The organism is Bradyrhizobium sp. Mp27 (assembly GCF_029953005.1).
Classification (GTDB): Bacteria; Pseudomonadota; Alphaproteobacteria; order Rhizobiales; family Xanthobacteraceae; genus Bradyrhizobium; species Bradyrhizobium barranii.
Window position 1 is genome coordinate 23,285 of sequence record NZ_JASAUS010000025.1, and the last position, 17,249, is coordinate 40,533.

The 17,249-nt window shown below is 66.0% G+C and carries 18 protein-coding genes; 5 read left to right on the top strand and 13 right to left on the bottom strand.

Annotation, left to right across the window (positions count from 1 at the left end):
• Positions 1-2: 2 nt before the first annotated feature.
• Complete coding sequence (locus QJT78_RS15845; protein WP_028147296.1) at positions 3-2,120, bottom strand: TIGR02302 family protein; 2,118 nt, start codon at positions 2,118-2,120, stop codon at positions 3-5.
• Between the two features lie 177 nt (positions 2,121-2,297).
• On the opposite strand from QJT78_RS15845, the gene QJT78_RS15850 reads away from it, so the two are divergent.
• Positions 2,298-2,681: a carboxymuconolactone decarboxylase family protein gene (locus QJT78_RS15850; protein WP_014491654.1), complete on the top strand. Its 384-nt coding sequence runs from the start codon at positions 2,298-2,300 to the stop codon at positions 2,679-2,681.
• A 231-nt stretch (positions 2,682-2,912) separates the two neighbouring features.
• Positions 2,913-3,821, top strand: a complete 909-nt coding sequence (locus QJT78_RS15855) for an NAD(P)-dependent oxidoreductase (RefSeq protein WP_038942668.1) — start codon at positions 2,913-2,915, stop codon at positions 3,819-3,821.
• A gap of 188 nt (positions 3,822-4,009) precedes the next feature.
• On the opposite strand, the gene lysA is transcribed toward QJT78_RS15855, so the two are convergent.
• From lysA to argH, 3 genes are all read right to left on the bottom strand, one after another.
• Positions 4,010-5,275 carry a diaminopimelate decarboxylase gene (lysA, locus tag QJT78_RS15860; protein WP_028147298.1) on the bottom strand — a complete coding sequence of 422 codons (1,266 nt, stop codon included), beginning with the start codon at positions 5,273-5,275 and terminating at the stop codon, positions 4,010-4,012.
• A 23-nt stretch (positions 5,276-5,298) separates the two neighbouring features.
• Positions 5,299-5,592, bottom strand: a complete 294-nt coding sequence (locus QJT78_RS15865; protein ID WP_028147299.1) for a lipoprotein — start codon at positions 5,590-5,592, stop codon at positions 5,299-5,301.
• 93 nt (positions 5,593-5,685) lie between these two features.
• The gene (gene argH, locus QJT78_RS15870) at positions 5,686-7,083 is read right to left on the bottom strand and encodes an argininosuccinate lyase (RefSeq protein ID WP_028147300.1); all 1,398 of its coding nucleotides are present in this window, start codon (positions 7,081-7,083) and stop codon (positions 5,686-5,688) included.
• A gap of 109 nt (positions 7,084-7,192) precedes the next feature.
• Between argH and QJT78_RS15875 the strand changes: the two genes are divergently transcribed.
• Positions 7,193-7,858 carry a TlpA disulfide reductase family protein gene (locus QJT78_RS15875; protein WP_028147301.1) on the top strand — a complete coding sequence of 222 codons (666 nt, stop codon included), beginning with the start codon at positions 7,193-7,195 and terminating at the stop codon, positions 7,856-7,858.
• Positions 7,859-7,868: 10 nt separating this feature from the next.
• Here the strand turns inward: QJT78_RS15875 and QJT78_RS15880 are convergent, their stop codons facing one another.
• The 6 genes from QJT78_RS15880 to QJT78_RS15905 all read right to left on the bottom strand — a co-directional run bounded on the left by QJT78_RS15880 (position 7,869) and on the right by QJT78_RS15905 (position 11,980).
• The gene (locus tag QJT78_RS15880; protein WP_028147302.1) at positions 7,869-8,063 is read right to left on the bottom strand and encodes a hypothetical protein; all 195 of its coding nucleotides are present in this window, start codon (positions 8,061-8,063) and stop codon (positions 7,869-7,871) included.
• A gap of 237 nt (positions 8,064-8,300) precedes the next feature.
• Positions 8,301-9,182 (bottom strand): 3-hydroxybutyryl-CoA dehydrogenase, encoded by an 882-nt coding sequence (locus QJT78_RS15885; RefSeq protein WP_014491647.1) that lies wholly within the window; start codon positions 9,180-9,182, stop codon positions 8,301-8,303.
• Positions 9,183-9,391: 209 nt separating this feature from the next.
• Positions 9,392-10,336, bottom strand: a complete 945-nt coding sequence (locus QJT78_RS15890; protein ID WP_028147303.1) for an FAD-binding protein — start codon at positions 10,334-10,336, stop codon at positions 9,392-9,394.
• Complete coding sequence (locus QJT78_RS15895; protein ID WP_038942669.1) at positions 10,336-11,085, bottom strand: electron transfer flavoprotein subunit beta/FixA family protein; 750 nt, start codon at positions 11,083-11,085, stop codon at positions 10,336-10,338. The genes QJT78_RS15890 and QJT78_RS15895 overlap by 1 nt, the downstream gene beginning before the upstream one ends.
• 125 nt (positions 11,086-11,210) lie before the next feature.
• Positions 11,211-11,783 carry a cob(I)yrinic acid a,c-diamide adenosyltransferase gene (locus tag QJT78_RS15900; protein WP_028147305.1) on the bottom strand — a complete coding sequence of 191 codons (573 nt, stop codon included), beginning with the start codon at positions 11,781-11,783 and terminating at the stop codon, positions 11,211-11,213.
• 2 nt (positions 11,784-11,785) lie between these two features.
• Positions 11,786-11,980: a twin transmembrane helix small protein gene (locus QJT78_RS15905; RefSeq protein WP_028147306.1), complete on the bottom strand. Its 195-nt coding sequence runs from the start codon at positions 11,978-11,980 to the stop codon at positions 11,786-11,788.
• Positions 11,981-12,300: 320 nt separating this feature from the next.
• Here QJT78_RS15905 and QJT78_RS15910 point away from each other — a divergent pair, with 320 nt between their 5' ends.
• Positions 12,301-13,194, top strand: coding sequence for a YihY/virulence factor BrkB family protein (locus tag QJT78_RS15910; protein ID WP_028147307.1), 894 nt, complete (start codon positions 12,301-12,303; stop codon positions 13,192-13,194).
• Here QJT78_RS15910 and QJT78_RS15915 read toward each other — a convergent pair.
• Complete coding sequence (locus QJT78_RS15915; protein ID WP_028147308.1) at positions 13,121-14,383, bottom strand: ATP-binding protein; 1,263 nt, start codon at positions 14,381-14,383, stop codon at positions 13,121-13,123. The genes QJT78_RS15910 and QJT78_RS15915 overlap by 74 nt on opposite strands.
• 103 nt (positions 14,384-14,486) lie before the next feature.
• Positions 14,487-15,359, bottom strand: a complete 873-nt coding sequence (gene gluQRS, locus QJT78_RS15920; protein ID WP_028147309.1) for a tRNA glutamyl-Q(34) synthetase GluQRS — start codon at positions 15,357-15,359, stop codon at positions 14,487-14,489.
• Between the two features lie 220 nt (positions 15,360-15,579).
• On the opposite strand from gluQRS, the gene QJT78_RS15925 reads away from it, so the two are divergent.
• Positions 15,580-16,233, top strand: coding sequence for a DNA-3-methyladenine glycosylase (locus QJT78_RS15925; protein ID WP_028147310.1), 654 nt, complete (start codon positions 15,580-15,582; stop codon positions 16,231-16,233).
• On the opposite strand, the gene QJT78_RS15930 is transcribed toward QJT78_RS15925, so the two are convergent.
• Positions 16,230-17,117, bottom strand: coding sequence for a LysR family transcriptional regulator (locus QJT78_RS15930; protein ID WP_028147311.1), 888 nt, complete (start codon positions 17,115-17,117; stop codon positions 16,230-16,232). The two genes, QJT78_RS15925 and QJT78_RS15930, sit on opposite strands and share 4 nt — an antisense overlap.
• Positions 17,118-17,249 lie beyond the last annotated feature (132 nt).

A 17,249-nucleotide genomic window follows, 5' to 3' on the forward strand; every position in this document is an offset into this window, starting at 1 on the left:
AGCTATCTCGCTCCCTGGGATTCACGCCAGGTCCTGAGCTCTTCGCGCAAGGCGTCCTGCTGCCTTGCCAGGTCCTCCAGCTGATCGCTGGTCGCGCCGCGCGTCTTTTGCCGCAGCTCTCTCGATTTACGCAGGATCTCCGCGACCTTGGGCGGCAGAGGCTTGGTACGTTGGCCGCGCTTGGAGTCCTTGCTCTGCCGGTCGGTCTCGTCGCGAAGCGCGTTCTGTTCGCGGAGCAGATCGTTCAGCTCGCGCGCGATCTCGTCCATCTCTTTCTGCTCGGCGCTGGGCGGCCCCGGAGGATTTTCCAGCGCGCGGGCCAGACGGTCCAGCTCGCGCGCCGCCGCTTCACGGTTGCCGCGCTGGATCAGCCGCTCGATGCGCTTCATCTGGTCGTCGAGGCCGATGGCCGGCCGTGCCAGCGGATTGCTGCGCATCTGCTGCGCGTACTGGCGCATGTAATTGTCCAGCGCGGTCCGCAGATTGTCCATGAGCTTCTTGAGCTCTTCGTCGCTGGCGCCGCGCTGAAGCGCCTGCTTGAGCGCGTCCTGCGCCGCGCGTAGCGCCTTGGCGACGTCGCTGATGTTGCCGTCCTCGATCGTCACCGCGAGCGCCCACAGGCTCGCCACGACCTCACGCAGCGAGTCGTCGGTGCGCGCCGCCTCGAGCTGGCGTGCGACGCTGTGCAGGCCGAGATACTGCCCGGCTTCGGGCGTGAACATCTCGGGCGCGATCATCAGTGCGTCGAGCGCGGTATAGACGTCGGAATTCTTGTTGGCGTCGAGCGCCAGGACGCGGCGCTGCTCGATCAGCGCGCGGGCGAGCGGCTTGGTGAACAGCCGGCCCGGCAAGCGCATGTTGAAGGGCTCGCTCTTCGCCTCGTTGCCGGCCTCGTCCTTGGCGGTGAGCGTCAGCGTCACGTCCGCGCCGGAATAAGGATCCTCGCTAAGGTCCTTCACGGTCTGCCCGACGCCGTTGCGGGTCCGCGCATTGGGCAGGGTCAGCGCGAATTGCGGTGGCTGGAACAGCGGCCGCGCGGCCTTGCCGTCCGCGTCCTTGGTTCCGTCCTTGTCTTCGGTTGCGCGCGGAACGAATTGCGCGGCGGCGCCGGTGACGCCGTAATCGTCCTCGATCTTGTAGGAGAGCTGCAACGCGCCGTAGGCCTGACGCTCGGGATCCTTGGCGAGGGCGATCGTCGGCGGGCGGTCCGGCGTCGCCGCGAAGGCCCATTGCGGCTGGCCGGAGGGCGCGCGGACATGTGCGGTGCCATCGCCGGTGATGGTAAAATGCTTCTCGTTGGTGCCCTTCGGCGCGGCCTCGGTGGGCGCGACCTCCTTGAGGCCGCCGGCGGTGACGACATCGAGGTTGCTACCGGAGGAGCGCACGATCAGGGTCGAGCCGGCCGGAACTGCGAGCGGGCCGCTGGCAGGCAGCGCTGCCGCCTCCTTGTTGGCGGCCGACAGAATGACCGGCGGCTTGCCGGTGTAGAGCGGCGGGGTGATCCAGGCATCGACGCGGACGTTGGTGGGCGCCAGCACGCCGTTCCAGTCGAACGCGGCACCTAACCGCATCGCGCGCTCGTCGCCGGCGGCGAAGAAGGTCGCGACCAGCATCACCATGACCAGCGCGCGCAGCGCCCAGGGATCGTGCAGGGCGAGGCGCGGATGCGGCAAGCCGGCGCGGATGCGCTTGAGCGAAGCCAGCGTGCGCTCGCGCTGCGCCTGCCACAGCGCCAGCGCGACCGGGTCTTTCGAGCTCAGCGTGTCCGTCAGCGTCGTCGCCGGGCGGTGACGAATACCGGAGCCACGGTCGAGCCGGCTCAGAGCCTCGTCGCGGCCCGGCCAGCGGAAACGAATCAGCGGGACCAGAGCGGCGATTGCGATGCCGGCAAAAGCCACGAGACCGATGGCACGGATGATGGACGGCAGCACCAGCCAGAGGCCGGCCCACGACACCACCAGGAACAGGCCGACAACAGTCAGCACCCGCGCCAGATGTGGCCAGGCACGTTCCCACGCGATGGCATAAATGGCCCGATCGAGGGCCTGCGCCAGCTTCAGCCGCGACAGAGCGTCGCCATCGCGGATCGGGTCTGACGGGTCGGGGGTGACGCCGTTCAATCAACTCTCCAGGTTGCCCGGGACAAAAGCGTATCACAACGGCAGCACTGAGGCATCCGTTCCCGTACGGGAGAGACCCCTTTTCCCGCATAACACGAGGACGTGACTGGCCGGGCGCAACCCCGTAATTTCCGCGCGCCATTCCCGGGGAAACGCAAGGGAAATAGAGGAAACGCCATGGACAAGAAGATGCACGACAAGGGCCTGGAAGTCCGCAAAGCGGTGCTGGGCGAGGCCTATGTCAACAATGCCCTGAAGAACGTCGACGATTTCAACCGTCCGTTCCAGGAGATGCTCAACGAATATTGCTGGGGCACCGTGTGGGGCCGCGAGGAACTGCCGCGCAAGACCCGCAGCATGCTCAACATCGCCATGATCGCGATCCTCAACCGCCAGCACGAGTTTCGCGCGCATCTCAAGGGCGCGCTGACCAACGGCGTCTCCCGCGACGAGATCCGCGAGATCCTGATGCAGGTCGCGATCTATGGCGGCATGCCGGCCGCCGTCGACAGCTTTCGCATCGCGCGCGAGGTGTTCGCGGAGATCGACGGCAAGGCGTGAGGAAAGGCTTGAGGCCAACCTCTCTCCGACGTCGCCCGGGGCGCGCGAAGCGCGAGCCCGGGACCCATAACCACAGGCAGATGTGGTTAGCGGGACTCGGAGTGACCGCTTTCGCGCAACAACTCCTCCCTGCGGATATGGGTCCCGGGCTCATCGCTTCGCGATGCCCCGGGACGACGAGCGTAAAATGTGACCCCGCTCTCACGCACAACAACAAACAAAGGAAACACCATGCACATCGGATTCATCGGCCTCGGAAACATGGGTTTCCCGATAGCGCGGCGGCTGGTCGAGGCGGGACACAAGCTCGTCGTGTTCGACACGCGCAAGGAGGCCGTCGACAAGCTCGTGGCGCGCGGCGCCACCGCTGCAACCTCGCCGAAGGACGTCGCCGATCAGGTCGAGACGGTCATGGCGAGCCTGCCCTCGCTGCAGGCCTCGCTCGAGGTCGCCACAGGGGCTAACGGCGTGATCGAAGGGAGCCGCGCCAAGCGCTTCATCGATCTCTCCACCGTCGGCTCGACGATGGCGGCGAAGATCCACGGCCTGCTGGCAAAACGCGACATCGTGCAGATCGACTGCCCAGTCTCCGGCGGCGTCGGCGGCGCCGAGAAGGGCACGCTGGCGGTGATGGTCTCGGGGCCCAAAGCCGAGTTCGAGCTGCTCAAGCCCGCGCTCGACGTGATCGGAAAAGTGTTCTTCATCGGCGAGAAGCCGGGCGCGGCGCAGACCATGAAGCTCGCCAACAATTTCCTGTCGGCGACCGCGATCGTGGCGACCTCGGAAGCGGTGGTGATGGGCGTCAAGGCGGGGCTCGATCCCGCGGTGATGATCGACGTCATCAACGCCGGCTCCGGCATGAACACCGCGAGCCGCGACAAGTTTCCGCGCTCGGTGCTGCCGCGGACGTTCGACTTCGGCTTCGCCACGGGGCTAATGGTGAAGGACGTGCGGCTGGCGCTGGAGGAGATGAAGCAGCTCGGCCTGTCGATGGAAGTCGCCGATGCCGTCGGCCGATTGTGGGAGACCGTGATCAGCGCGGAAGGCGCCGAGTCCGATTTCACGGCGGCGATCAAGCCGATCGAGAAGAAGGCGGGAGTTGTGGTTGGCGGAGCGAAGGGCGGATTGGCCGGGAAGTAGCGCCACGCACTCAGCTCGTCGTCCCGGGGCGCGCGAAGCGCGAGCCCGGGACCCATAACCACAGGCGGACGTGGTTACGGGGACTCGGAGTTACAGCTCAGCCAACAACTACACCCTGTGGTTAGGGGTCCCCGCGTACGCGGGGACGACAGCGAAATTGTTGAAGCGCTTTGCCGCCCCTCAATCCCTCACAACCACGGCGCCGGCGTGTCCATCGCGATCAGCTGCTCGACCTCGATGCGCGGGCGCACGACGGCGTATTGATCGCCCTTTACCAGCACCTCGGGCACCAGCGGCCGCGTGTTGTAGGTGCCGGCCTGCACCGCGCCATAGGCGCCGGCGGTCATGATGGCGATGAGATCGCCAGGCTTCGGCGTCGGCAGCGTGCGATCCAGTGCGAGATAGTCGCCGGTCTCGCAGACGGGGCCGACGACGTCGGCCATGATCGTGGCGGCGCCCGCGGCCGGCTGCGTCACCGGCAGAATGTCGTGATGCGCCTCGTACAGCGTCGGGCGGATCAAATCGTTCATGGCGGCGTCGATGATGACGAAATTCTTGCCGTCGCCGTGCTTCACATAGATCACCTTGGCGACCAGGATGCCGGCATTGCCGACGATCATGCGGCCCGGCTCGAACATCAGCGTGCAGCCGAGATTGTGGCTGACGCGCTTGACCATGGCGGCATAGGCGTCGGGCGCCGGCGGCGCCTCGCGGTCCATGTAATAGGGAATGCCGAGGCCGCCGCCGAAATCGACGTGGCTGATGTTGTGACCGTCGCTGCGCAGGGTCTGCACGAATTCGGAGAGGATGCGGAACGCGGACTCCATCTTGGAGAGATCGGTGATCTGGCTGCCGATATGCACGTCGGTGCCGGTGACCTCGATGCCCGGAAGTTTTGCAGCGCGCGCATAGACCTCGCGGGCATAGGCGATCGGAATGCCGAACTTGTTCTCGGACTTGCCGGTCGAGATCTTGGCGTGCGTGCCGGCATCGACGTCGGGATTGACGCGCACGGAGATGCGCGCGGTCTTGCCCATCTCGGTCGCAAGCCGCGACAACAGCTCGAGCTCCGGCTCGGATTCGACGTTGAGGCAGAGGATGTCGGCGGCCAGCGCGGCACGTAATTCGGCCTCGGTCTTGCCGACGCCGGAGAACAGGATCTTGCTGGCGGGAATGCCGGCGGCCAGCGCGCGCTTCAATTCGCCGCCGGAGACCACGTCGGCGCCGGCCCCGAGCTTGGCCAGCGTGCGCAGCACCGACTGGTTGGAATTCGCCTTCATGGCGTAGCAGACCAGCACCTTCTCGCCGGCGAAGGCGTCGGCGAAGACGCGGTAGTGCCGCTCGAGCGTCGCGGTCGAATAGCAATAGAACGGCGTACCGACGGTTGCGGCCAGCTCGGACAGGTTCACGGCCTCGGCGTGCAGCACGCCGTTGCGATAGTCAAAATGGTTCATGGCGTCGGCTCAGCTATCCCGGCTCATTTCTTGCCGGGAGGTTCGTCCAGGAGCGGGTCGAGGATAAACGATTTCTTCTTGCCCTTGGCGGCCGCCGGCGCCGCGTCCGCACCGTAGGTGGGATTGAACACGCTCGGCGTCCTCTGGGCTTCGGTCTCGGTGTCGGTTGAAGGCGCGACATTGGCCGTGGATGCACTGGAGGCGGTCGGCGGCAGATCCAGCGGGCCCTTGCGGCCGCAGCCGGCAAGCGCGAGCGCCGTCAGGCTCAAGACAATGATGGCCCACCCCGAGCCGGCCGGGCGAAACTTTGACGTCACGACGAAATCCCCACTACGCGGGCCGCACCATACAGAGATTGGCGCGCTCTGGCGAGAGCCGGATGACCATGAAACATAAGCGAAATTTTGCCCTCAGCCCAATTTTCGCTCTTTTTCCAGCCGCTTCGCCCAGGCCTTGGCCTGCGACGCCACGTTCTTCGGCGCGGTGCCGCCGAAGCTGGTCCGGCTCTTCACCGACGATTCGACCGAGAGCACGCCGAGCACGTCCTTGGTGATTTTTGGCTCGATCGCCTGCATCTCCTTCAGCGGCAGCTCGTGCAGCGCCACGCCGCCCTCGGCGGCTTTCGCCACGATACGGCCGGTGACGTGGTGGGCGTCGCGGAACGGCATCTTCAGCGTCCGCACCAGCCAGTCGGCAAGGTCGGTCGCGGTGGCATAGCCCTCGCCCGCCGCCGCCTTCATCTTCGCTTCGTCGGGCGCGAGATCGCGGACCATGCCGGTCATGGCGCGGATCGCGAGCGACAGGGCAGCAAAGCCCTCCATCGCCCCCTGCTTGTCCTCCTGCATATCCTTTTGATAGGCGAGCGGCAGGCCCTTCATCACGATCAGGAGGCCATTGAGCGCACCGATGACGCGGCCGGTCTTGGCGCGCACGAGCTCGGCGGCATCCGGGTTGCGCTTCTGCGGCATGATCGAGGATCCCGTGGTGAACTTGTCGCTGAGGCGGATGAGACCGACCAGCGGCGAGGTCCAGATCACGATCTCCTCGGCAAAGCGCGACATGTGCACAGCGCAGATCGAGGCCGCCGACAGCGTCTCCAGCACGAAGTCGCGATCGGAAACCGCATCGAGCGAGTTCGCCATCGGGCGGTCGAAACCGAGCGCCTTCGCGGTGGCGTGGCGATCGATCGGGAACGAGGTGCCGGCGAGCGCGGCGGCGCCGAGCGGCGATTCATTGAGCCGCTTGCGGGCGTCCTGGAAACGGCCGCGGTCGCGCGCCGCCATCTCGACATAGGCGAGCAGATGATGGCCGAAGGTCACGGGCTGCGCGGTCTGGAGATGCGTGAAGCCAGGCATCACGGTCGCGGCATGTTCGAGCGCGCGATTGACGAGCGCGGCCTGGAACGCGGCGAGCGCCGCATCGGTCTCGTCGATGATGTCGCGGACATAGAGACGGAAATCGGTCGCAACCTGGTCGTTGCGCGAGCGCGCGGTGTGCAGCCGGCCGGCGGCGGGGCCGATCAGCTCGGACAGGCGGCTCTCGACGTTCATATGGATATCTTCGAGGGCGCGCTTGAATGTGAAGCCGCCCTTGCCGATCTCTGACAAAATCGTGTCTAGACCCTTGCCGATATTTTTCGCATCAGAGCCCGTGATGATGCCCTGCGCGGCAAGCATCGCGGCGTGCGCCTTGGATGCGGCAATGTCCTGGGCGAAGAGGTGACGATCGACGTCGATGGAGACGTTGATCTCTTCCATGATCTCATCGGGACGCTCCGAGAACCGGCCGCCCCACATCTTGTTGCTCATGATCCCCTGCTCACGCCTTGCTTGCCGCTGCTGCCGCACGTTTGCTGGCCGGAGCCAGCCGTATTAAGAGGCCCCTGATAGCCATATCTGCGACCGGATGACAAACGATATGCTCGACAAGACGCCCTCCGCCACGCGCCGGATCCCCCTCGTCATCGCCACCGTGGCGATCGGGGGGCTGGCCGGCTTTGCCGCGCTGTACGGGCTGGGCCTGAACCGGGCGCCCTCAGGCGATCCGGCCTGCCGGGCCGCGGTGGCAACGGCGCAAAAAATCGCCCCCCTCGCCCATGGCGAATTGGCCGCCCTGACCGTGGCGAGCGCGCCGCTAAAACTGCCCGACCTGGCCTTCGAGGACGCCGACGGCAAGCCGAAGAAGCTGTCCGATTTCCGCGGCAAGACGCTGCTGGTCAACCTCTGGGCCACCTGGTGCGTGCCCTGCCGCAAGGAAATGCCGGCGCTGGACGAGCTCCAGGGCAAACTTTCGGGCCCGAATTTCGAGGTAGTGGCGATCAACATCGACACCCGCGACGCCGAGAAGCCCAAGACGTTCCTGAAAGAGGCCAATCTGACCCGGCTCGGCTATTTTAGCGACCAGAAAGCCAAGGTTTTCCAGGATCTTAAAGCCATAGGCCGGGCCCTGGGCATGCCGACCTCGGTGCTGGTCGACCCGCAGGGCTGCGAGATCGCGACGATCGCGGGGCCGGCGGAATGGGCGAGCGAGGACGCGCTCAAGCTGATCCGGGCTGCGACGGGCAAGGTCGCCGCGTCGCTCTAGGAGGTGTGTCTTAAGCGGTGACGTTGAGGTTGCTGCCGACGCCGGCGCCGACATTGGCGAGCGAGGGCTGGCCGGCGCCGAGCAGCGTCAGGACGGTGGACTTCTCCGCGTCCGCATTCTGCTTCATCAGCGTCGCCGCAATATTCGACTGCAGCGCGCCTTGCTGAGCGGCCAGCATGGTGCTGACCATCGCCATCATGTCCATTACGCAAACCCTCTTACCGGGCGCAGCCTAGGGGCGAGCGGTTAACGCGACATGAATTGTCACGGTGCGGATGCGCGGCCGGAGGGCGAGAGCGCCGTAGGGTGGGCAAAGCGGCTTGTCCGCCGTAGCTCGAAGAGCGAAGGCGGAAGCGTGCCCACCAATTTCCACCGCATCATTGGAGAGATGGTGGGCATGGCGCTTTGCGCCTTTGCCCACCCTACGTCACCGGAAACTGGATCAGCGCGTCGGAACCGGCTTGGCGCCGCGGTAGTCGTAGAAGCCGCGCTGGGTCTTGCGACCGAGCCAGCCGGCCTCGACGTATTTCACCAGCAGCGGGCACGGACGATACTTGGAGTCGGCGAGGCCCTCGTGCAGCACCTGCATGATCGACAGGCAGGTATCGAGGCCGATGAAATCGGCGAGCTCGAGTGGGCCCATCGGATGATGCGCGCCAAGCTTCATCGCTGCGTCGATGGCCTCGACATTGCCGACGCCTTCATACAGCGTGTAGATCGCCTCGTTGATCATCGGCAGCAGGATGCGGTTGACGATGAAGGCCGGGAAATCCTCGGAGACCGCGACCTGCTTGCCGAGCTTGCCGACGAATTCCTTGGACGCCTCGAAGGTCTGGTCGTCGGTGGCGATGCCGCGAATCAGCTCGACCAGCTCCATCAGCGGCACCGGATTCATGAAGTGAATGCCGATGAAGCGCTCGGGCCGGTCGGTGGCCGCGGCAAGCCGCGTGATCGAGATCGAGGAGGTATCGGAGGCGACGATCGCCTCCGGCTTCAGCACCGCGCAGAGCTCGTGGAAGATCTTGCGCTTGACCTCTTCCTTCTCGACCGCGGTCTCGATCACGAGGTCGCAATCGGCGAGGTCGTCGAGCTTCTCGGCGAGCTTGATGCGCGCCATCGCCTTGGTCTTGTCGTCCTCGCTGACGGCCTTCTTGGAGACCTGGCGCGCCAGATTGCCGTTGATGGTGGCCATGCCAGACTTGAGCCGGTCGGCCGAGACGTCGTTGAGCACCACGTCGAAACCGGCCAGCGCCGCGACATGCGCGATGCCATTGCCCATCTGACCCGCGCCGATCACGCCGACCTTCTTGATCACTGCCGCCATAATGTCATCCACCGGAACGGCGCGCAGATCGCGCCTGCCTCATCCCCCGAGCCGGGAGGTCCGATTTAATCAGAAACTCGATTAGATCAGAATCCTGGCTCGAAACCTAGATTGGATCGCTTCCCCGGCGTGCCCCACGCCAAAGAAAACGCCTCGAAAAAGAAAAACCGGCCGGAGTGTACCATCCGGCCGGTGTTTTTAGCGCGTTTTTACTTGCCGAGCTTGGCGAGCGCGTCGGTGAGCTCAGGAACCGCCTGGTAGAGGTCGGCGACCAGGCCGTAATCGGCGACCTGGAAGATCGGCGCGTCCTCGTCCTTGTTGATCGCGACGATCACCTTGGAGTCCTTCATGCCGGCCAGATGCTGGATCGCGCCGGAAATGCCCACTGCGACATAGAGCTCGGGGGCCACGACCTTGCCGGTCTGGCCGACCTGCCAGTCGTTCGGCGCATAGCCGGCATCCACCGCCGCGCGCGAGGCACCGACGCCGGCGCCAAGCTTGTCGGCGAGCGGCTCGATGTACTTGGCGAAGTTCTCGCGGCTCTGCATGGCACGGCCACCGGAGACGATGATCTTGGCCGAGGTCAGCTCGGGGCGGTCGCTCTTGGCGACTTCCTCGCCGACGAAGGACGACAGGCCCGGATCGGCCGCCGCAGCGACGTTCTCGACGGCGGCGCTGCCGCCTTCACCCGCCGCCGCAAAGGTCGAGGTGCGCACCGTGATGACCTTCTTGGCGTCCTTCGACTTCACCGTCTGGATGGCGTTGCCGGCATAGATCGGGCGCTCATAGGTGTCGGGGGCGACCACCTTGGTGATCTCGGAGACCTGCATGACGTCGAGCAGGGCTGCGACACGCGGCATCACGTTCTTGAAGCGCGAGGTCGCGGGGGCGACGATCGCGTCATAGCCGGAAGCCAGCGAGACGATCAGCGCGGCCAGCGGCTCAGCGAGATCGTGGGCGTAAGTCTCGCCCTCAGCAAGCAGCACCTTCTTCACGCCGGCAAGCTTGGCGGCGGCATCCGCCGCAGCCTTAGCGTTCTGGCCGGCCACCAGCACGTCGACATCCGCGCCGAGCGCGGCAGCCGCGGTCAGGGCCTTGTTGGTCGCGTCCTTCAGCGACGCATTGTCGTGTTCGGCAATCAGAAGCGTCGTCATCAGAGCACCCCGGCTTCGTTCTTGAGTTTCGACACCAGCTCGGCGACGTCCTTGACCTTGACGCCCGCCTTGCGGCCCGCCGGCTCCGTCGTCTTGAGAACCTCGAGACGCGCGGCGACGTCGACGCCGTAATCGGCGACGGTCTTCTCCGCGATCGGCTTCTTCTTGGCCTTCATGATGTTGGGCAGCGAGGCATAGCGCGGCTCGTTGAGACGGAGATCGGTGGTGACGATCGCCGGTCCCTTCAGCTTGACGGTCTGCAGACCGCCGTCGACTTCGCGGGTGACCTTGAAGTCAGAACCTTCGACTTCGAGCTTCGAAGCAAACGTCGCCTGCGACCAGCCGAGCAGCGCGGCCAGCATCTGACCGGTCTGGTTGCTGTCGTCATCGATCGCCTGCTTGCCGAGGATGATCAGGCCGGGCTGCTCTTCGTCGGCGATCTTCTTCAGAATCTTCGCGACCGCGAGCGGCTCGACGGTGCCCTCGACCTTCACCAGGATGCCGCGGTCGGCGCCCATGGCGAGACCGGTGCGGATCGTCTCCGAGGCCTGCGCCGGTCCAATGGAAACCACGACGACCTCGGTGGCCTTGCCGCCTTCCTTCAGGCGCAACGCTTCCTCGACCGCGATTTCGTCGAACGGGTTCATCGACATCTTCACGTTGGCGAGTTCAACGCCCGATCCATCGCCCTTGACGCGGACCTTGACGTTGTAATCAACCACCCGCTTTACCGGCACCAAGACCTTCATCGATCCTCTTTCACTCAATTTGGGAGGGGGGTTATCAACTGGCGCGGAACCTAAAGGCCTGATCCGGCCCGGTCAACGCGCGACAGGGCCAAATTTTAGACCTTAGAAATATCGACCTCAATGGGTCAGCGGTTCTGGCCCGGAACCCAGAGCACGTCGCCGGCGCCATTGTGGTTAGCGGCGCGGCTGGCGACGAACAGAAAGTCCGACAGACGGTTCATATACTGGATGCCAGCGCTACCAACCGGCTCATTGGGCTGGGCTGCCAGTTCCACCATCACCCGTTCCGCCCTGCGGCATATCGTGCGCGCGACATGGAGGTAGGCGGCGGCCGGCGTGCCACCCGGCAGCACGAAGGAGGTGAGCGGCGCCAGCTTGTCGTTGAGCGCGTCGATGTCGCGCTCGAGCCGCTCGACCTGGCTTGCCACCACCCGCAGCCGCTCGGCCTTGCCTTCACGCTCGGGCACCGCGAGATCCGCGCCGAGGTCGAACAAATCGTTCTGGATGCGGCCGAGCATCGCGTCGAACTCGCCCATGTCATGGGTGTGGAGCCTGACGACGCCGATCGCGGCATTGGTCTCGTCCACGGTGCCATAGGCTTCGATGCGCAGATCGTATTTCGGACGGCGCTCGCCCGTTCCGAGCGCCGTCGTGCCGTCGTCACCGGTCTTCGTATAGATGCGATTCAGCGTGACCATTTTTACCGCCCCATCGCCCAGACCGCGAGCATGGCAATGACGATCGCCACGAACTGAAGCAGCACGCGCCAGCGCATCAGCTTCTGCGAGGTGTTGGGCGAGCCGCCGCGCATCATGTTGACGAGACCGAGCAGCAGCACCACCGCCACGGCGCCGGCCGCTACCGGCAGAATGAAGGTACTCAGGAGAGATGCCATTCGGGGTAGATAACACCGTGTGCGCTGGTCCGCCATGGCGTTCCCGATCTGGCTTTTAAGCCAATAATATCAGAAGCTAGCTGGATGATTTCCGATTTGCGCTCGTCGCCTGTCTTCTTCGCCTCTCCCCGCAAGCGGAGAGGGGCCAACGCGCGCCGAGCGATGCGAAGCACCGTCCGGAACGCGCGGCAGGTAATGGGGGCTCTCCACGGGGACGGTGATAGAGGGATTCGCGGAGACTCCCCCTCACCCGGAATCCGCGCTGCGCGCGCATTCCAGCCTCTCCCCGCAGGCGGGGAGAGGCGAATCCGGAGCAAGCTGTGAAGGCCATCCGCTACATCTACGTCGTCGTGGAGGACGCCTTCTACACCTTCCTCGCCGACGACGGCTGGGCGATCGCGAGCCATATCGCGCTGTCGACCCTGATGGCGCTGTTCCCGTTCCTGATCGTGCTGACTTCGCTCGCCGGCTTCTTCGGCTCCAAGGAACTTGCCGATCAGGCCGCAAGCCTAATGCTTCAGGTCTGGCCGAAGCAGGTCGCCGATTCGATCTCGGGGGAAGTCCATGACGTGCTGACCACGACCCGCACCGGCGTGCTGACGATCGGCGCAGCGCTGTCGGTATATTTCGCCTCCAACGGCGTCGAGGCGCTCCGCGTCGCACTGAACCGCGCCTATGCGGTGGTGGAGATGCGGCGCTGGTACTGGCTGCGCCTTGAATCGATCGGCTACACGCTGGTCGCGGCCTTCACCGCGCTCGCCATGGCGTTCCTGATCGTGCTCGGACCGCTCTTCATCGAGGCGGCGCGGCGCCATATCCCGCTTTTCGTCGAGTCCAACGAGAGCATCCTCACCTGGCTGCGCTACGGCATCACCGTGGGTGCGCTGGTGGTGGCGCTGATCATCCTGCATGCCTGGCTGCCGGCGGGACGGCGCACCTTTCTCCAGATCCTACCCGGCATCGTCTTCACCATCGTGGCGTCGCTGATCTCGGGCATCGTGTTCGGCCAATATCTGGCGCGCTTCGCCAACAACTACGTGACGATGTATGCGGGGCTCGCCTCGGTGATCATCGCGCTGGTGTTCCTGTATTTCATCGCCGCGATCTTCGTCTACGGCGGCGAGCTCAACGCCGCGATCATCAAGTCGCGGCTTCCTCACGGCGTTTCGCTTCAAGCAGCGCAGTCGCTAAAGCGCGCGGAGACACAGGCTTGACCAGGAAGGCGTCGGCGCCGGCCTCGCGCGAGGCCACCTCGTCCTCGCCGCGGCCGGACACGCCGATGATGGGGATCTGAGCCAGCGGCGGCGGCATGGTCCGGATCCGCCTGATGGCCTCGACGCCGTCGATGCCAGGCAGCACCATGTCCATCAGCACCGCATCGAAGGCGCCCTGCGCGAGCCGGTTCACCGCGTCCTCGCCGCGCCCGATGAACTCGGCATGGTGGCCGAGCTCGGTGAGGATGGTGTTGAGCACGACGCGGCCGAACGGGTTGTCCTCGACGCTGAGCACGCGCAGCGCGGCCATTGCATCCGCCTCGGCTTCGCCCTTCGACTTGCGGGATTTGCGCGATTCCGTCGCGTCGAGCGACATGGTCAATGTGAAGGTGGCGCCGCCGCCGCGCCGCGGTGCGACCGTAATGTCGCCGCCCATCGCGCGCGCCAGTTGCTTGACCGAGGAAAGGCCCAAGCCGGCGCCGCCGAAGCGCGAGGCGATGGTGACATTGGCCTGGGTGAAGGGGCGGAACAGCCGCTTGATCTCGGCCATGGTCAGGCCGATGCCGCTGTCGGACACCGCGAAGGCGACGCCGACCTTGCCCTTCGCCTTGTCTCTGGCCTTGACCTTGGCGGGACGCCAAGGCGCGACCGCGAGCGCGACACCTCCCTGCTCGGTGAACTTGACGGCATTGTCGATCAGGTTTTCGAGCGCGGCGCGCAGGCGCACGGAATCGCCGACCACCAGCCCCGGCAGCTTCTCGGAGATATCGACCTGGGCCTGGAGGCCCTTGGCCGCCGCGCGCCCGGCGAGCGAATCGCCGGCGCTGCGGGCGAGCGCGCGCAGATCGAACAAATCCTGCCGCAAGGCACTTCCACCCTTGCCGGTCCTGGCGGCATCGACGAACAGGGTGGCAAGGCTCGCCAGATGCTCGGCACCGGCCTTGATGGTGTCGGCCCAGCGCCGCTCGCGCTCGCCGAGATCGGAAGTGGCGAGCAGGTCGCTGATCGCGAGAATGCCGGTCAGGGGGGTACGGACCTCATGGGCGAAGGCGGCGAGCGCGGCCTGAACCACGTCCGGCGCGACGGCCTTGGCGCTGCGCTTGCGCAACCGGCCGGTGGCCCCGGACCGCTTCCGAGGCGGTCGCCTGGACGTTCGCGTGGTGCGCGCTGAGCGCGTTTTCGCCGCCATGAATCCCTTCGAAGGGTCCCCTTCGATCCCCAGGCTCTCAAGCAAGCATCGCACGGCGGAACCCCCGGAGTCACGGCGGCGTTTTGCTAACCCCCAGAGAAACTTAACCTAATCCCACCAACCGGCGGATGCCGGCGGGCGGGGCGCCGGCAGCGCGCAGCTCGCGCAGGCCGGTCGAGCGGTCCGATTTCGACAACTTCCGGCCCGCCTCGTCCAGAATCAGGGCGTGGTGGCGATAGGCGGGTTCCGGCAGATCGAGCAGGACCTGGAGCAGGCGGTGAACCGAGGTGGCGTGAAACAGGTCCTGCCCCCGCACGACCTCGCTGATGCCCTGAAGCGCGTCGTCGACGACGACGGACAAATGGTAGCTGGTCGGTGTCTCCTTGCGGGCCAGGATGACGTCGCCCCAGGCCTCCGGTCGCGCCGCGACGATGCCGCGCTCGCCATCGGGCCCCTCGCCAAGCTCGTTCCAGGTCAGACCGGCAACGCGCCGGCAGGCGGCCGCCATGTCGAGCCGCAGCGCGTAAGGCACGCCAGATGCAATGAGCCGGTCGCGCTCGCCGGCCGACAGCGATCTGGCGTCACCCGGATAAAGCGGTGCGCCATCGGGATCGCGAGGCCATGGCCCGGCGGCCTCGCGCGCGGCCACGAGCCTGGCGATCTCCGCGCGGCTTTCGAACGCGGGATAGACGAGACCAAGCGCGGAGAGTTTTTCGAGCGCGGCGCGATAACCCGCGAGATGCTCCGACTGCCGCCGCACCGGTATCTCCCAGGCAATGCCGAGCCAGGCAAGGTCGTCGTAGATCGCCGTCTCATATTCCGGCCGGCAGCGGGTCGCGTCGATGTCCTCGATCCGCAGCAACAGCCGCCCGCCGGTCTCGCGCGCGCGGTCGAAATTGAGCAGCGCCGAATAGGCGTGGCCGAGATGCAAGAGGCCATTCGGGCTGGGGGCAAATCGGAAAACGGGTGGCGCCATACAACAGATCTCGTCATGGCCGGGCATAGCCGTCCGAAGGGACGGCGTCGCTTCCGCTCGCCTATGTCCCGGCCATCCACGTTCTTCGTTGCCACACGCCGATCGTGTCAAGTCGCGGACAGTACGAACACGGTCACTCGTGCTAGATATGCCGTGTGGTGAGGCGTGGATGGCCGGGTCAAGCCCGGCCATGACGCCGGAGAGAGTTTGCCGAATTGTCATGACCATCCACCTCGAAACCCAGTCCGACCTCGAAGAGGCCGTCCACGCGCTGATCAAGCGCGACCCGCGCCTCAAGCCCGTCTTGGAGATCGCCGGCATGCCCGCCTTGCGGCGGCGTGAGCCGGGATTTACGGGGCTCGCCCACATCGTCTGCGGGCAGCAGCTTTCGACCGCGAGCGCCGCGGCGATCTGGGGACGGCTGTCGGCCGCCTTCGATCCGTTCGACCATGAGGCCGTGAGCCGCGCCCGCACCGACCGGCTGGGACGGCTCGGCCTGTCCGCCGCCAAGATCAAGACGCTGAAACATCTCGCGCGCGAGATCAATGCGCAGCGGCTGAACCTCGATGTGCTTGCCGAGGAAGACGCTGAGGCCGCGCACCATACGCTGATCGCGCTGCCCGGCATCGGGCCATGGACGGCCGACGTCTATCTGCTGTTCTGCCTCGGGCACGGCGATGCCTGGCCGGCCGGCGACATCGCCGTGCAGGAGGGGATCAAAGTTGGCCTGGGGCTCAAGGCGCGGCCGACGGAAAAGCAGATGGCGCCGCTCGCCGAACCATGGCGGCCGCTGCGCGGAGCAGCCGCGCATCTGTGGTGGAGCTATTATCGCGTGATCAAGAAGCGCGAAGGTGTCATCGGCAAGCAGCGCTAGCCCCGCAGCCGCTCGCGATCGGCGCGGGCGCATTCGGCCACGAAGTCGATGACGGCCCGCACCGCGGACAACTCGACCAGATCGGGATGGGCGAGCAGCCAGAGATCGGCGACGCTGACGAGTTTCTGCGGCGCGACGCGCACGAGGTCCGGATAGCTCTCCGCGACGAAGCAGGACAGCGCGGAGATTCCGATTCCGGCACGCACCGCCGCCAGCATGTCACCCTGCGACGAGCAGCGCATCACCATGGTTCCCTGGCGCGTGATCGCATCGCTCCAGCGCGCCAGCTGCGCGTTCGAATCCTGATCGGCAAAGCCGATGACGCTGTGCCCCTTCCACTCGCCGCTCCGCTCCGGCATGGACCGGCCCGCGGCATAGTCGCGCGAGGCATAGAAGCCGGTGCCGAGACGGCCGATCTTGCGGCCGACCAGGTTTTCCTCGCCGCTGTCGACCGGGCGCAGCACGACGTCGGCCTCCCGCCGCCGCACGCTGGCCGGAAACGGATGGGTGATGATCTCGAGCCGGATGTGGTCATGCGCGCCGAGAAACGAGCGCAGCCGCGGCATCAGCCAGTGCGAGGCCAGCGTCGCGCCGATCGACAGCTTGACCGTGCCACGTGCCTTGCGCCCTCCGGCGCCAACGGCGGCTTCGGCCCGGAGCGCGGCAACGGCCATCGCCTCCGCGTGCTCTCGCAGCGTACGTCCATCGGCGGTGAGCACGAATCCGTCCGCGGCACGCGCCAGCAGCTTGGTGCCGAGCTGTGCCTCCAGCGCCGCGATCTTGCGGCTGACGGTCGGATGGCTGGCGTGCAGACGCTTTGCCGCAGCGGTGAAGCTGCCGGTGTCGGCGACCGCGACGAAGGTCTTGCAGAGATCCCAATCCACTGCCGGCTCCGTACAAATCTGATGATAGGCTTGTTCAATATTGAACGATCCCCTGCGCGCCGTCCAACCCTATAGTGGCGTCAAACACGCCGGCGGCGGAGACCCGCCCGCGCGACAATCGACATGGAAGCG